Origin of the sequence: Pseudodesulfovibrio profundus, assembly GCF_900217235.1 — a bacterium.
In the GTDB taxonomy this organism is placed as follows: domain Bacteria; phylum Desulfobacterota; class Desulfovibrionia; order Desulfovibrionales; family Desulfovibrionaceae; genus Pseudodesulfovibrio; species Pseudodesulfovibrio profundus.
The window spans coordinates 1,112,909-1,127,734 of the sequence record NZ_LT907975.1 but is presented as its reverse complement, the minus strand read 5'-3'; the positions used below and the strand labels follow the sequence as shown (position 1 = coordinate 1,127,734).

Here is a 14,826-nt window from a genome sequence, read left to right as displayed (position 1 = left end):
GTTGTTTGACTCCCCGCCTTGTTCAATCCTCAACCGAACAATACTATGACCAACGATCTATCCGTACGAAATATGGTGAAGCGATTCGGCGACTTCCTCGCTGTCGACAATGTGAGCTTTGATGTTCCAACTGGTTCATTCTTTTCGATTCTCGGCCCCTCCGGCTGTGGCAAGACGACCTTGCTGCGGATGATTGCCGGTTTCGAGGCACCAACATCAGGGAGCATTGAAATTCGCGGGGAGGATATGCTTGGCGTTCCTCCGAACAAGCGTCCCGTCAATCTGGTTTTTCAGCATCTGGCTTTGTTTCCGATGATGAATGTCGCCGATAATATTGCCTTCGGGTTGAAGCGGCGGGGTGTTGATGCACCGACGACCAGCAAAAAAGTCGAAGCCATGCTCGAACGAGTGGGGCTGCCAGGGTACGGCTCCAAGCAGATCAATCAGTTATCAGGTGGGCAGAAGCAGCGAGTCGCAATTGCTCGCTGTCTCGTACTGGAACCATCTGTTCTGTTGCTGGATGAACCTCTGGGAGCGTTGGATCTCAAGCTGCGTGAACAGATGAAGGTGGAGTTGAAAAAGCTCCAGAACAAGGTGGGGACCACATTCATCTATATTACGCATGATCAGTCCGAGGCTTTGGTCATGTCTGATCGGGTGGCTGTCATGAATAATGGCCGTTTCGAGCAGGTTGGAACCCCACAGGAATTGTACGGTGAACCCGATACGCCTTTTGTGGCGCAGTTCGTTGGGGATACCAACAAGTGGAGCGGTGTCGTGACGCAGGGACTGTCCGGTGACGTCTTGGTGACAACTGACGAAGGGTATTCGTTTCGGGCCAGGTCGCATACGCCGTGTCATCAAGGGGCGCGGGTTGATCTTTTTCTGCGACCTGAAGCGATGGTCATCGAACCCCGTGACAAAGAGGGCTTGAATGTCTTTGATGTGACAGTGAAAAGTATTCTGTTTGATGGAGCCAACAGTCGTCTGTTGACCCTGACTGAACAGGAGCACGAACTCATTGTGACACTGCCGCAGAATCGGCGGTTCGACCATATTGAGCCGGGCAATGTGATCACAGTGGGGTGGCATCCCGAATCGGGTGTCTGTTTTGAGGCGGAGGGGTGATATGCCGCGTTCACGTCTTGCATTCTGGATATTTTTTGCGCCGGTGATCTCCTGGCTGCTGCTTCTGATCATTCTCCCGCATCTTGATCTGTTAACCATGAGTTTTCGTGGGGAGAATGATTACGGTGATGTAGTCTGGACACTTCAGAATTACAGGAATTTCTTTACCGAACCTATCTACTGGCTGACGTTTGTTCGCACGGCTCTGTACGCTGTCATCACGACGTTCATCTGCTTTTTGATCGCCATGCCGGTCTCCTTCTATATCGCCAAACTGGCCAGATCAAAGGTGCAGGGGGCCTTGATGATCCTCCTGCTGCTCCCATTCTGGGTCAGTGAACTGGTCCGTATCTACGGATGGATGATTCTGCTACGCGAGTCCGGCGTGCTCAACTTCTTCATGCTGAAGTTGGGGCTCATCGATAGGCCCATCGAAATGCTGTACAATGACGCCACCATGATCATGGGGTTGGTCTATACTTCCATGCTGTTCATGGTCGTGCCGCTTGTTTCCGTCATGGAGAGTCTTGATGACAGCCTCATCGAAGCGGCCCATGACCTGGGGGCCGGGCAACTGACCATCTGGCGAACCATCATCATACCGCATTGCAAGCCCGGTATTACTTCCGGCTCCATCGTGGTGTTCATGTTGGCACTGGGGAATTACCTGACTCCCAATCTCATGGGCGGAAAGAATTCGCTCTGGTTCACGGAACAGATTTACAACCAGTTCATTGCCAGCTTCAATTGGAATCAAGGCTCAGCCTTCGGATTCCTGCTGCTTCTGCTCAGTTCCCTCATTATCTGGATTGGGCTTAAAATCACCCGTCAGAAACTTGGGGAGGTCGCATCATGATTCGCTCTCTGCCACGTAGCAAAACATACGACTTTTCATTCAACTGTTTTATTGTATTGTATTTTATATTCCTTTTTGCACCGCTTGTCGTCACCTGTGTGCTGGCGTTCAATGATTCCAATTTTCCGTCCTTGCCATGGCAGGGATTTAGCCTCGACTGGTTTGTGGCTGATGGACCGGATCGGGTCGGTCTTTTCCATGACGACCAGAATCTGCGTGCCATTATGACGAGTTTCAAGACGGCCTTTTTCGTTTCCATCCTGAGTGTTGTCGTGGGGACGTGCGCCAGCTTCCTGTTCGAGCAGGAAGAGTTTCGCTTCAAGGGGGTACTGTATTTTCTGATGCTCGCGCCGCTGGTTATTCCAGGCGTTATTCTGGGTATCTCGCTGCTCCTGGCTGCCAATACGGCTGGGACGTATTTTGATATGAACTTCGGTATCGATGTGGAATTGTTTCGCCCCAGCTTCTGGCTGGTTGTCGTAGGTCAGTTCTCTTTCATCACGACGTTCGTCACTCTTGTGGTTTCCGCACGGCTTCGCAAATTCGACCATTCTTTGGAGGAGGCTGCGCTGAACCTCGGAGCCACACAGCTTGGTGTTATTTGGCACATCACATTGAAGTTCCTGCGTCCGGCCATAATCGGCGCCGGAGCCGTGGCCTTTTTGATGAGTTTTGAAAACTTCAACACCACGTTGTTCCTCGTCGGATCGGAACCGACACTCCCCATTAATCTGTACTTGCAGGTTCGGGACGGAAGTACCCCGGTTATCAATGCGGTTTCCCTGTTGTTGATTGTCGGCACATCGTTGATGGCATTGGCCAATTTCTATTTCACCAAACGAGGTGAGTAGTGTTTTTCGACCATCTGCCACAATCCGGATATGTATGTGCTCACCGTGGCGCTCGGGCCCATGCTCCGGAGAACACAATGCTGGCTGCACAGCGAGGTCTTGAGTTTGGTGCCGATTACTGGGAGCTTGATGTTCACAAAGTCGCTGACGGCACGCTGGTGGTATTCCATGATGATGTCCTTGACCGCACCACGGATATCTCCACCCATCCGGATTTCTCTGACCGACGCTCAAGGCGAATACGTGACTATACTTGGGATGAACTCCAGAAGCTCGATGCCGGATCATGGTTCATAACAAGCGATCCCTTTGGCACTATTGCGGCTGGAGAGATGTCGGCTAACGATTTGGACTTGATGCGTGGGCAGCGTATCCCTTCATTGAAAGAGGCCCTTGCCTTCTCGCGAAAACATAACCTGCCAGTAAACGTTGAAATCAAAAATCAGGCCGGTGCCGCGGATGATCTGTCTATCGTTGGTGATGTTGTCGACATCGTGCATGAATTGAACGTCCAGGACCTTGTTCTCATTTCTTCATTCAATCACGACTACCTGGCTGAAATGAAAGCCAGATACCCTGAAATTCCATTAGCTGTTCTGGTGGAAAATAAACATCCGGAAGATATTGTTGCCTACCTTCAGCGATTTGGATGCACCTGCTATCATCCCGATTATCAAATGATTGATGTGGCGCTGGTTAGTAGATTGATGGAGCACGGGATTCGGGTGGCACCCTATACGGTGAACGACATGGATAGGGCGGTCAGTCTTGCCAGTGGCGGCTGCTTCGGGATCATAACCGATTACCCTCTTTCACTCAGACAGCGACTTTCCAGGTAGCTCCTCCAGTTCCTTCAAAATAGCTGATTGCACGAGTACAACAGGCGACTTGTTGTGCAAGGAGTCGTTTTGCCTTTACTTTCCCCCGTTTTATGTGAGTATGGGAGTAAATATGCAATGATTGGACTGTGACCATGAAGTCACTGCCTGGAGATACATCCACACCAACGGAGGTCCCAATTGAAGAAAGAAGAATATGATGTCGTCGTTATCGGGTCAGGTGCTGCCGGAGGCGGAGTAGCAAGAAAATGCAATAGTGCCGGACTGCGAGTTGCCGTTGTGGAAAGAGATGGATGGGGCGGTGTCTGTCCGCTTCGAGGGTGTGAGCCAAAAAAAATTTTTGCCGATACTGCCCATGCCGTAACGCGCGTTCGTTCCATGCAGAAGCAGGGCATCGTGGGCGATACGCGGATAGATTGGGATACGCTGTGGAATTACAAACACACATCGACGGAACCCATTTCCGATGCGGTTCGCGATTCATTGGAAAAAGCGGGCATAGCGGTCATTGCGGGGGACGCTCGTTTTGATGATAACGGCGATGTCGAGGTCCCGGGGTACGGAGTTTTGCAGGCGCGCAATGTCGTGATTGGAGTGGGTGCCAGCCCAAAGATTCCAGATATCCCCGGGAATGACCTGCTGTTGACAAGCGACGACTTCCTGAATCTCAAGACCATGCCGGATTCCTTGATATTTATCGGTGGTGGTTTCATCTCGTTCGAGTTTGCGTCAGTAGCCGCTGCTGTCGGGGCCAAGGCGACCATATTGAACCGGAGTGATCGTGTTTTGCGGGGATTCGACCCGGATTTGGCTGGCCGACTGGTCAAGGCAATGGAATCACACGGTGTGAGCGTTTTGTTGAACCACTCCATTGATGAGGTTGAGAAGTCCAAGTCAGGAGTTTCGATTGTTACATCCGGGGAGAACGGCAAAGAATCGTTCAGTGCTTCAATGGCAGTTGTTGCGGTAGGCCGTACTCCCAATATTGAATCGCTACAGCTTGACAAGGTTGGCGTTGAAAAATCCTCAGAAGGCATCAAGGTCAATGGCCGACTCCAGAGTACCAATCCACGGATTTACGCTGCCGGTGATTGCGTCGAACCAGGACTTGCCTTGACCCCGGTCGCGGCGTTGCAGGCGGATACGATCGCCGCAAATATTATCGATGACGCAGGCGAGGAATCTGATTTGCGCGGAACCGGATCAACTGTTTTCACCGACCCCCCGCTTATGGCTGTGGGGTTGCTGGAAGAAGAGGCCCGGGAACGCGGCGAGTCCTTCACGGTGTATTCCGGTGATGCGGCCAAATGGTCGGAGCACAAACGCATCGGCATGGATTATGCCGAATACAAAGTGCTTGTAGAGAAGCAAACAGGTACAATTTTGGGAGCCCACTATCTGGGCCAGCACGCGGAAGAGGTGGCGAACATCTTCGGGTTGGCCATCCGTTATGGTCTGACGCGGAAGGAATTGCTTGCCCATCCGTGGGCGTATCCTTCTTTTGGCTATGCTCTGCGCTATATGCTTTCCTGATCGGGATACGAGAGCATGTACAAGGATATTGGCGAGTATGGGATCATAGGTAATCTGCGAACTGTTGCGCTGGTGGCAGTTGACGGGAGTATCGACTGGTTCTGCTATCCCCACCTCGACTCTCCATCCGTTTTTGCCGCCATACTTGATGCAGATAAAGGTGGCAGTTTTGCGGTCGGGCCTGATGTGCCAATCGATAAGTTGCAGTGTTCTCAGCGGTATGAGGAGAAAACCAATATCCTTGTTTCCCGCATGGAGACCGGAGCTGGTGTGCTTCGTGTGACCGACTTCATGCCTGTGACCAAAGATCAATCCAATGATTCAGATTCAGAAGAGGCAGAAGGGACGCGCATTTTTCGCCGGGTGACGGTGGAGAAAGGACAGGTGTCGGTTCGCGTTCGTTTTGCCCCTGCCTATGATTATGCGCGTGAGAAGACTTCATTCTCCAAACTGGACGGTGGAGCAGTGGCTGTGGGGGGTGACATGGAGTTGGCTCTGACTGCCACCAGACCTCTGGAAATCCATGATGATGCAGTGGTCGGCACGTGGAGCATGAGTGAAGGAGAAGAGGCGTGGCTCCGCCTGGGGGCCAGTGCTCCCGATGGGAGATGCAGCAGAGAGGATAAGGCGTGCGTAACCGCGGATTCCGGGCTTCAGGCGCTGGAGTATACTACTGAGTATTGGCGGGAGTGGATGGAGAGAAGCGAGACCGAGTGTAATTATCGTTTCGATGAGTACACTGAAATGATTGAACGATCTGCGCTGGTTCTCAAACTGCTTCAGTACCGTCCGACAGGTGTTCTGGCAGCCGCTCCGACGACTTCCTTGCCTGAAGAAATCGGGGGAACCCGTAATTGGGATTACCGATTTACATGGATACGTGACGCTTCATTCACGTTGCAGGCATTTTATGAACTGGGTCATATCGCTGAAGCCGAAAAGTTTCTTGATTGGCTGCGATCAGTTCTGGACCGAAGCAGAAAGAGTGAACTACAAATCATGTATGGTCTTCGAGAGGATAGTCAGCTTGAAGAGCAGGAGTTGACGCATCTTGATGGGCATAAGGATTCTCGGCCAGTCAGAATTGGTAACGCGGCTGCCGGGCAGGTTCAGATGGATATCTACGGTGAGCTGATGGGTGTTGTCTCGCGTCTTATCAGTCATGCCGGGAGTATCAGTGAGGAGCATTGGGAGGTGCTCAGAGATATTTGTGAATATGTCCATGCGCATTGGCAGGACCCGGATGCAGGTATTTGGGAAGTCAGGTGTGAACCACAACATTTTATCTTTTCCAAGGTCATGTGCTGGGTCGCGTTGCAACGGGGCGTGGACATGGCCGAGCAGCATGGCTTCGATTGTGATGTTGAGCGTTGGGAAGAGGCGATGTCGGCGATTCGTCAGGAAGTCCTGGAACAGGGGTTTGACGCCCAGCGCAGTACCTTTGTTCAACATTACGACACCACGGAGCTGGACGCTTCCTGCCTGTTGATTCCGATCATGGGATTTCTCCCGTTTGATGATCCAAGGGTTATCGGGACTGTTGAAGCAATACAGCAGGAACTGCAGGATGGAGGGCTGATCCGTCGGTATACCAGCGAAGATGGCTGCGCCTCCCCCCATCCTTTGGACCACTGATCGGTCTTTTTAAGGTGGAGCCCGGCGTCCGAGTTTGTGCCTCCGAGGAGGCGGGTCGCCATAGCCGTTGTGGAGCGTAGCCCGTCCCCGTAGGGGCGGCCCGAAGGGCCGAGGGCGGAGCGGAGCAACGGCTACGAGCCAAGTCAATGAACATTCAAGTTGCCCCTGTATACGTCAGCGGGAGTTCTTTTGTCCAACGACGAATGACCGCGCTCCTCGTTGTAGTACCGAAAATAGCGCGTAAGCCCATGGTATAGCTCGATCCCATCACAGTACGCCCTGGGGTAAATATCCTCATATTTCACCGTCCACCACAGCCGCTCAATGAAGACGTTGTCGATTGCGCGACCTTTGCCGTCCATGCTGATTGCAATTCCCTTGCTCTGCAGAACTCCGGTAAATTCACGACTCGTGAACTGCGCTCCCTGGTCCGTGTTGAACACCTCCGGCGTAGAGATGCGCAAAGCCTTGTTGAGCGCATCCACGCAGAAAGAACTATCCATCGAGTTCGATAGCTCCCAAGCCAGCACGAAGCGGCTCCACCAGTCTATCACTGCCACCAGGTACAGAAAGCCGCGCTGCATGGGGATGTAGGTGATATCAGCGCTCCAGACTTGATTTTTTCGTTCAATGGCAACTCCTTTCAGCAGATAAGGAAACACGGGATGCTCCGGGTTGGGGACACTCGTATGCGGCCCTGGAGTAATGGCCTGCAAGCCCATCATCTGCATCAGTCGCTCAACCCGCTTGTGGTTGACCTGATGCCCTTGTGTCCTCAGCCAATCTGTCATGCGCGGCGAGCCGTAATCAGGCTGACGCAGGTACTGCTCGTCGATCAGACGCATCAGGGCCAAATTTTCATCGGATTCGGCTACAGGCTTGTAGTAAAATCCCGAACGGGAAATGCCTGCCAACTTGCATTGCCGCCGGATGGAATACTCCCGATCTGGTTTGATCCACTGGCGGCGCACCTCAAGCGGCAGGCTTACAACTTTTTTTCAAGCCACTTGATGTCCATCTTGAGCCGACCGATCTCCTCAAATAACGGTGCGGTTATCTCCTCCTGGCTTTTGGCTTTCTTGCCACTGGAAAAGATGTCATCGACATTCTCAAGGAGCTGCCGCTTCCACGTGGAAATCTGATTGGGGTGCACTTTGTACTCCGCAGCCAGTTGCGCAAGCGTCTTCACGCCACGAATCGCCTCAAGTGCGACCTTGGCCTTAAACTTGTCCGAATGTTTCCGTCTTTTGCTGCTCTTTGTCATGCGTCCTTCCTTATCGGTTTAAGGACGCTGACTCCACCTTAACCGGTGGTCCGAATTTCGGGGGAAAGCGCAGGCATCGAGGGAGGCGAGGGTGTTTTCCTCATCTGCAATTGCTGGCTCGCTCAGTGCATGGCGGAAATGGGGCGTCTGGAAGAGGCGCAAACATTGCTCAAACGCATTGAAGAAACCGCCAACCCGCTAGGCCTTTTTGCCGAAGAGTATGATCCCAAAAAAGGGATGCTTCTGGGGAACTATCCGCAGGCATTTACTCACCTGGGATACGTCCTTGCTGTTATGCGGGTGTTGGAGCAACAAGGACCACCTGAGAAATAGCGGAACACTGGCTGTTGAACCAACTCAGCGAGTTTGATTTCTCCGATTGATCTGCATTGAATTCAATCAGCGTTTGAGGCGCTCTCTTGAGTTATGTCCACGGTTGCTACTAGCGGAAGATGGTCCGACGCTTTTTTCGTCTTGTCGGTTCGAATTGGCGTGACTTCTTCAAGTCGGCTCGTTGGTCTGACATGTACTTTATCCAGTGCAAGTATAGGGAAAATGCTTGGAAAGGTTCGTGGTTGTGGTTGTGGTCCGAAAAGTCCTCGTATGCGTCGACGCACTGCGCTCCAGGCGTACCAATCGTTAAAGTCTCCAAGGAACAGGGTTATGTCAGCATCTTTGGCAGCCAGTAGCGGGAAAAGTCTGTCCATTTGGTATGCCCGCTCTTTGGGATTCAGCCCCAAGTGGGTTGCAACAGCTTTTACGGTTACCCCATCATACGAGAATATGGTTTCCAGTGCTCCTCGGGGTTCTCGCTCGGGGAAGCTGAGGTCATGTCGCAGCACGCGGACAGGCTCTTTCCTGCTCAGCAGCGCATTGCCGTAGTGGGAGTCCTGGCGAAGTAACGTGTGGCCGTAGGTTACATGATACCCTTGTCTGGACGCCATTTCCCGGAGTGGGCAGGCGGCTGATGTGTCTTGTGGAGATATTACCTCCTGAAGAGCCAGTAGGTCGGCATCCAGGTGGGCAACAGCCTCGAAAATACGATCAGGGTCTCGTTTTCCATCCATGCCTTGCCAACTGTGTATGTTGTAGGTCGCAACACGAAGATGCTGCGCTGGCAGGGGACGGGTCACGATTGGGACTCCTCCGTTGAATCGGAATCATCCCTCATTCGCTTGAGTCGGCGTCTGACCAACGTCCCAGCTACCACGACAAGCAGTACGATGCCGATGAGTATGGCAAGGGTACCGGGACCCGGGTTGCGTAACGTATTGATCAACTGTGCTCCGAACAACGTCATGGCAACAATACCGGGGCCCATGCCCAGAACCGTGCCGAGCAGAAATGTACTCAGCTTGATGTGTGAGGCACCGGCCACAAGGTTGATAACGGAATAGGGAGCAACCGGTACCACTCGTGTCACGACGATGGATGCCAGTCCATGCTTGCCCAAACGTTCACTGATTTCCTTTACTTTTGATCCGGCAAGCCGCTTGATCTGCTTGTGTCCGAGCAACTCGCCCACATAATATACGGAAAGAGCCGAAGCCAGACAGCCTGCCAGTGATATGAAGAAAGCCATCACAGGGGAGAAAATACTGGCGGTCAGCACGATAAGCAAAGTGACCGGGAACAGTATGAAGCCGCCAACCACAAAACACAGGATGGCGAGAACCGGAGACATGGGCATTTTTTGGACCTGTTCGGCCCAGTGTAGCAGTGCATCAGGCGTGGCGTACTCTGACAATGGAGTGAAACGCCAAAGCAGTGCCAGAATGATGAACCCCGCCAAAATGGCGCCGAATCCCATGAAGCTAAGGTAACTTCGCTCGGAATTCTCAGAGCTCGAATAGTCGTCCATGATGGTGTCATATTCTCCTGGGTGCGATGTGTCGAATTCCCGGATGAGCTCCGGGTCAACAGGGAGCGGATTTTCGTTTCGGGTTTTGGGCTCGATGACGAGCCTGCCAGTGGGGCGGCTCAGTTCTTCGACCGTTCCCAGCATGCCTTTTTCAGGCTCCATGTCTGTGACCTGATCCATGGGAATCCCTATGTGATGTGCCATCAGGCGGTGGCGGAAATGAGCAAGTGTATTGGTGATCTCCTTTGATCCAAAAGCGAGATTACACTCGGAATCCAAGCCCATGGATCGATCGTTGAGATTCGCCGATCCCACGGTGATAAACTCATCGTCAATTATCATGATCTTTGAGTGCACCTTGATGGCAATGCAGGAATCCTCGTCACCGAACGGGCAATAGACTGCCAGCTTGTTGTGTTTGTCCTGTTCAGCCAAGGTGTCGAGCACTTCGGACTGGAGTGGTTCCATGACAAGCTGCTCGAGTAATCCGGTTGTCATCTGAGGGAGGATGATCAGTATTTCCGGGCAGTCGTGGCTTTGCAGCCGTTCTATCAGTGCATCGCGTATGCTTGTAGAGGTGAAATACTGATTCTCAATGTAGATGGTTTTTTTTGCTCGGGCGATTTGGTGCAGGTAGAGCGACTCCACCTCACGCCGCGCCTGTCTGCCTCGAAAAGCAGGCAAGGTCATGGCGGTAACGACATTTTCGTTCTCCATGTCCGGATCTACAGAGGCGGGCCACGGGGTGCCTTCGGTTTTTTGGGGTGGCGACAGCTCTTCGTCGGTTGCCCACTCCCAGCGTTTACGAACAATGTCTCCGATCCGAGCCACGGGTTCACCTTCAATGAGCATCTGAATGTCATGATAGGGCAGGTAGTGGCTGCCATCGGGTTTGACCCTGTGCTCTTCGAAGGGAGGATGACCGGGCCGATCCCATCTTCCTGCGGTGAGGTCGATACCTCCGACAAAGGCTATCTTGTCATCAATGACGACAATCTTCTGGTGGTGGGATGACCCAAGCGGCAGTGCCGAGTCGGCCTGATAATGGATGTTTTCATGCGTTTTGAGCGGGAAATTCAGTTGCTGCATGGGTTCCCGGTCCAAGCTGTAGGCAAGCGGGTAATCCCATATGAGAACATGTATATGCAGGTCCGGTCGTTCTTCTACGCATTTGTTCAGCAATTCGTAGAGCTTCTCGTCGCTATTGACTGGATCCAGCTTGATGCGTGAGTCAATATCCCATCCGGCAATCAGGATGCTTCTTTCAGCGTTCCTGATTGCTTCGGACAGGGCGCTAAAATATGCGCAGGCATCAACAAGAAATGCGGCACGGCTTGCTTCTGCCATTGTTGCCCCTTCCGGGGTGAAGAGAATATCGTCTTTATCTTCCATTATGTCGTCCTTGATGAACTGTGATTGATTGTACTTACTAGAGTAAACTAGTACATATTATCACAAAGGGTAAGCAACACCAAATCATGTAGGTGTGTGAAAATCGTAAAGATGCAATTTGAACCGTGTCATATGCAGTTTCTTATTGCATAGCTGTCTGATTCATTGGCGTAAAGGGTTGGGGTAAATACATCTGATAGTGCTTTTGATACAAAGGCGCATTCCTAAAAATATAGGGGCTGTACCAGATAACTCCTTTGGGTTATCGGTATGGCAATGCGAAAAAGTCGTTTGAGCAAGGACAAGCAGCTTCGTTTAATCGAACATTTTGTGGCTGGCACGACAGCTCGTTGCGCTGCCGATCTGGTTGGTGTGAACGTCAAAACAGCCGCCTATTACTTTCACCGGCTCCGGGAAATCATAGCGGTAGAAGAGTCCTGTGAAGGGATGGATTTTGGCGAATTTGAGGTCGATGAGAGCTACTTCGGTGGCAAGCGAAAGGGCAAAAGAGGACGTGGGGCGGCTGGTAAGGTTCCTGTTTTTGGAATCCTTAAAAGGGGCGGGAAGGTCTATACACAGGTGATTCCTGATGCGAAAGGTAAAACCTTGCTTCCCATTATTCAGGAAAGAATCCAGCCAGACAGTGTGGTTTACTCGGACTGCTGGTATGGCTACAATGTCCTTGATGTGTCAGCGTTCAAACACTTCCGAATCAACCACTCGAAGCTGTTTGCAGATAGCCACAACCACATCAATGGAATCGAGAATTTTTGGAACCAGGCCAAACGCCATATGAGGAAATTCAACGGCATTCCAACCAAGCATTTTTCTCTGTTTTTAAAGGAATGCGAGTGGCGTTTTAATAACAGCAATCCGCGAAGCCAGTTTAAACAACTGAAACAGTGGGTTAGAAGACATATGGGCTAGTTATCTGGTACAGCCCCAAAATATATTGATTCTTCATCTCTTATATAGCAAATGATGAATGTGAATGCATAACATAAACTGGTAATGTATCAACAATCATTGTTTGAAGTTGGCGTTACTTGTTCGGTAAACATGAGAGATAGATTGTAGGTGATATGAGACCTCTGCGCATCCCCTTTTCGCGTCCGTGCCTTGCGCTCCGCACCCAATTTGATGTTCTGACCGCACCCCAGCTTGGGCTCATTCCCGGCCTTTTCCTGCCATTTCTGGCCGAAATGCCGGATTTTGGACGCACCTCTCCCTTCAGGCTCGCGCCAGTCGAACAGCTTTTTTCAAATTGAACGCCATGGCGAGGATGTGGAACTCTCCCTCCACCTTCTCACGACCCACGTATCGGGACCGAAAGAATGCGTAGCCACGTTTGAGTGTGCCGAAGGCCCGCTCGACTATTTGCCGAATGCTGCTGATGTCACGGTTGCGGGTCTTTTCGAAGTCTGTCAGCCTGCCGCCACGAGGCGTCTTGTCCATGGTTCCGTCCTCCAAATCGCGATCAAACAGAATGTCCCGGTTCTTCCCGCTGCAATAGCCCTTGTCCGCATAAACCCGTGCGCCGGGATCAAGGCCGACGCCATTCACGAGCCGCTCGAATTCGCCCGTGTCCGAATGGTTCGCGGGAGTGATGTGACCACAGAGCAGAAACCCGTCTCGACTGTCCGTCGCGGCATGGAGCTTGTAGCCGTAATAGGCCCGATTTCTCTTGCGGAGCCAGGCCGCCTCCTCGTCATCCGAATAGCTGACCCGGCAGTCCACCGGCCCATCCTGTTCTTCGGCGTCCTCGGAACGGTCCTCAGGCATCACGTCGATAACCTTGCGCGGCCGCCGCTGCGACTCGACTACCGAGGCGTCCACCACGGCTCCCTCACGGACAAGAAGCCCTTGTCCTTCAAGCTGGCGGTTAAGCATGTCGAGCAAGGAGTCCAGCACCTTCAGGCGGATCAAACCGTTACGGAAACGGCATATGGTGGTCTCGTCCGGCACGTCGTCCTCGATGGAAAAACCGGTAAATCTGACAAAGGAGAGCCGGTCGAGCAGCGCCTGCTCCACGCCCGGATCACTCAGGTTGTACCAACGCTGCAAGAGCAGAATCTTGAACATCGCCAGAGGCGGATAGGCGGGATTGCCCACGGCGTTGGCCTTGCGCCTGATCTTCTTGCACAGAAAGGCGTTGATGGGCTGCCAGTCGATGAGTTCGTTGATCTCATCCAGAAATGTGGTCTTGGTTCTGCGGTGCCCCAGGAAGTAATCACCCAACCGAGGTCCTTTCTGCCGAATAGCCATGCCTTCCTCCTTTGGATGGAGAAATAATAGCATAATAAATCAAATAGTTAAAGAGTAAAAGTGTGGGATTTGCCGTGCAGAGGTCTCGATATAATGACTGACAATTGGCTTGGCTGGAGTGTGCGAGTACTACTGGCACTGACTGTCATAGGAATGATGGTTGCCTTTCTGAAATGGCTGAAAGGTGGCAAGGGAAACTGGCGTGATTTGTGGGAGGCCATCGGCGGCCCATTGCGAAAGCAAACTGTTGGCATTGTTATCATTACGTCTTTCATCTTTTTAGTGACGGTATTGCTGCCTCTGGTCCATTTTGAAGTTTCGACGACCAAAACCATATTGGCCATTTTGGGTGCTGTCTGGGTTCTCATTACCGCCTGGATTTTGAGCATGGTCTCCTACATGGCCGTCAACATCGTGCAGTGGAAGTATGACATTGAAACGGATGACAATCTTCGGGCGCGTAAAGTGCATACCCGGGTACGAGTCCTGCAGCGAATAGTTGTCGTACTCATCTGGCTTGGGGCTCTGGCTGGAATTCTTCTTCAGTTTGAACGATTCCGAACCGTTGGAACAACGATGCTTGCATCTGCCGGTGTTCTCAGTGTTGTCCTTGGTATTTCGGCTCAAAAGACCTTTGGTGCCATTATAGCAGGTATTCAGGTCGCCTTGTCCAATCCCATCAACCTGGAAGATGTGGTGATTGTAGAGGGAGAGTGGGGCCGGATTGAGGAAATTACCTTCACCTATGTGGTGGTCAGGGTATGGGATCAGCGGCGTTTGATTGTTCCCGTGACATACTTTTTGGAAAAACCGTTCCAGAACTGGACGCGAAAAACTGCGGAAATCATGGGAACGGTCTTTTTGCATGTGGATTACACAACTCCCATTGAACCTTTGCGCGAGCACCTGCGTCAGTTATGTGAAGAAGCTCGACCTTTGTGGGATGGCAAGACATGCGGTCTGCAAGTTACGGATTCGGGGTCCCATGACATAACCGTTCGAGCCTTGGTGAGTGCATCAAATGCTTCAAAGGCATGGGACCTGCGGTGTTTGGTGCGTGAAGGCCTCATTGGGTTCATGCAGGAAAACTACCCGGAATGTCTTCCCAAGCGTCGGTTTATCATGGATCAGGAAGAGCCTGTGGATTTATAGTTTTCATTACATATCATCGAAAATGAAAAGGGAGATGCCGTCCGGCACCT

General features: G+C 52.0%; 13 protein-coding genes. 9 read left to right on the top strand and 4 right to left on the bottom strand.

The window, feature by feature from the left end; genetic code table 11:
- The first annotated feature begins 45 nt into the window (after window positions 1-45).
- The 6 genes from DPRO_RS05470 to DPRO_RS05445 all read left to right on the top strand — a co-directional run bounded on the left by DPRO_RS05470 (window position 46) and on the right by DPRO_RS05445 (window position 6,842).
- Window positions 46-1,128 carry an ABC transporter ATP-binding protein gene (locus tag DPRO_RS05470; protein WP_097011147.1) on the top strand — a complete coding sequence of 361 codons (1,083 nt, stop codon included), beginning with the start codon at window positions 46-48 and terminating at the stop codon, window positions 1,126-1,128.
- 1 nt (window position 1,129) lies between these two features.
- Window positions 1,130-1,984 carry an ABC transporter permease gene (locus tag DPRO_RS05465; RefSeq protein ID WP_097011146.1) on the top strand — a complete coding sequence of 285 codons (855 nt, stop codon included), beginning with the start codon at window positions 1,130-1,132 and terminating at the stop codon, window positions 1,982-1,984.
- Complete coding sequence (locus DPRO_RS05460; RefSeq protein ID WP_097011145.1) at window positions 1,981-2,835, top strand: ABC transporter permease; 855 nt, start codon at window positions 1,981-1,983, stop codon at window positions 2,833-2,835. Before DPRO_RS05465 ends, DPRO_RS05460 begins: the two co-directional genes overlap by 4 nt.
- The gene (locus DPRO_RS05455) at window positions 2,835-3,674 is read left to right on the top strand and encodes a glycerophosphodiester phosphodiesterase (protein ID WP_097011144.1); all 840 of its coding nucleotides are present in this window, start codon (window positions 2,835-2,837) and stop codon (window positions 3,672-3,674) included. The genes DPRO_RS05460 and DPRO_RS05455 overlap by 1 nt, the downstream gene beginning before the upstream one ends.
- Before the next feature lie 180 nt (window positions 3,675-3,854).
- Window positions 3,855-5,207: a dihydrolipoyl dehydrogenase family protein gene (locus DPRO_RS05450; protein WP_097011143.1), complete on the top strand. Its 1,353-nt coding sequence runs from the start codon at window positions 3,855-3,857 to the stop codon at window positions 5,205-5,207.
- A gap of 15 nt (window positions 5,208-5,222) precedes the next feature.
- Complete coding sequence (locus DPRO_RS05445) at window positions 5,223-6,842, top strand: glycoside hydrolase family 15 protein (RefSeq protein WP_097011142.1); 1,620 nt, start codon at window positions 5,223-5,225, stop codon at window positions 6,840-6,842.
- 143 nt (window positions 6,843-6,985) lie between these two features.
- Here DPRO_RS05445 and DPRO_RS05440 read toward each other — a convergent pair.
- Window positions 6,986-8,106, bottom strand: a protein-coding gene (locus DPRO_RS05440; protein WP_407681385.1) for an IS3 family transposase whose coding sequence is annotated in 2 segments (ribosomal slippage) — window positions 6,986-7,828 and window positions 7,831-8,106 — 1,119 coding nt in all. Because the reading frame shifts where the segments join, the coding sequence is not laid out codon by codon here.
- Window positions 8,107-8,151: 45 nt separating this feature from the next.
- Here DPRO_RS05440 and DPRO_RS05435 point away from each other — a divergent pair.
- Window positions 8,152-8,439 carry a glycoside hydrolase family 15 protein gene (locus tag DPRO_RS05435; RefSeq protein ID WP_097011141.1) on the top strand — a complete coding sequence of 96 codons (288 nt, stop codon included), beginning with the start codon at window positions 8,152-8,154 and terminating at the stop codon, window positions 8,437-8,439.
- A gap of 62 nt (window positions 8,440-8,501) precedes the next feature.
- Here DPRO_RS05435 and DPRO_RS05430 read toward each other — a convergent pair whose 3' ends face one another.
- Window positions 8,502-9,239, bottom strand: a complete 738-nt coding sequence (locus tag DPRO_RS05430) for an endonuclease/exonuclease/phosphatase family protein (protein WP_097011140.1) — start codon at window positions 9,237-9,239, stop codon at window positions 8,502-8,504.
- Complete coding sequence (locus DPRO_RS05425; protein ID WP_097011139.1) at window positions 9,236-11,359, bottom strand: VTT domain-containing protein; 2,124 nt, start codon at window positions 11,357-11,359, stop codon at window positions 9,236-9,238. The genes DPRO_RS05430 and DPRO_RS05425 overlap by 4 nt, the downstream gene beginning before the upstream one ends.
- A 276-nt stretch (window positions 11,360-11,635) precedes the next feature.
- Between DPRO_RS05425 and DPRO_RS05420 the strand changes: the two genes are divergently transcribed.
- Window positions 11,636-12,286, top strand: coding sequence for an IS1595 family transposase (locus DPRO_RS05420; RefSeq protein WP_097012874.1), 651 nt, complete (start codon window positions 11,636-11,638; stop codon window positions 12,284-12,286).
- Between the two features lie 303 nt (window positions 12,287-12,589).
- On the opposite strand, the gene DPRO_RS05415 is transcribed toward DPRO_RS05420, so the two are convergent.
- Window positions 12,590-13,657 carry an IS5 family transposase gene (locus DPRO_RS05415; protein WP_097010253.1) on the bottom strand — a complete coding sequence of 356 codons (1,068 nt, stop codon included), beginning with the start codon at window positions 13,655-13,657 and terminating at the stop codon, window positions 12,590-12,592.
- Between the two features lie 60 nt (window positions 13,658-13,717).
- Between DPRO_RS05415 and DPRO_RS05410 the strand changes: the two genes are divergently transcribed.
- Window positions 13,718-14,776 carry a mechanosensitive ion channel family protein gene (locus DPRO_RS05410; protein ID WP_097011138.1) on the top strand — a complete coding sequence of 353 codons (1,059 nt, stop codon included), beginning with the start codon at window positions 13,718-13,720 and terminating at the stop codon, window positions 14,774-14,776.
- Window positions 14,777-14,826: the final 50 nt, after the last annotated feature.

Coding starts and splice junctions, on each gene's coding strand:
- DPRO_RS05470 (WP_097011147.1), top strand. CDS start 46: ATGACCAACGATCTATCCGTACGAAATATGGTGAAGCGATTCGGCGAC.
- DPRO_RS05465 (WP_097011146.1), top strand. CDS start 1,130: ATGCCGCGTTCACGTCTTGCATTCTGGATATTTTTTGCGCCGGTGATC.
- DPRO_RS05460 (WP_097011145.1), top strand. CDS start 1,981: ATGATTCGCTCTCTGCCACGTAGCAAAACATACGACTTTTCATTCAAC.
- DPRO_RS05445 (WP_097011142.1), top strand. CDS start 5,223: ATGTACAAGGATATTGGCGAGTATGGGATCATAGGTAATCTGCGAACT.
- DPRO_RS05425 (WP_097011139.1), bottom strand. CDS start 11,359: ATGGAAGATAAAGACGATATTCTCTTCACCCCGGAAGGGGCAACAATG.
- DPRO_RS05420 (WP_097012874.1), top strand. CDS start 11,636: ATGCGAAAAAGTCGTTTGAGCAAGGACAAGCAGCTTCGTTTAATCGAA.
- DPRO_RS05415 (WP_097010253.1), bottom strand. CDS start 13,657: ATGCTATTATTTCTCCATCCAAAGGAGGAAGGCATGGCTATTCGGCAG.
- DPRO_RS05410 (WP_097011138.1), top strand. CDS start 13,718: ATGACTGACAATTGGCTTGGCTGGAGTGTGCGAGTACTACTGGCACTG.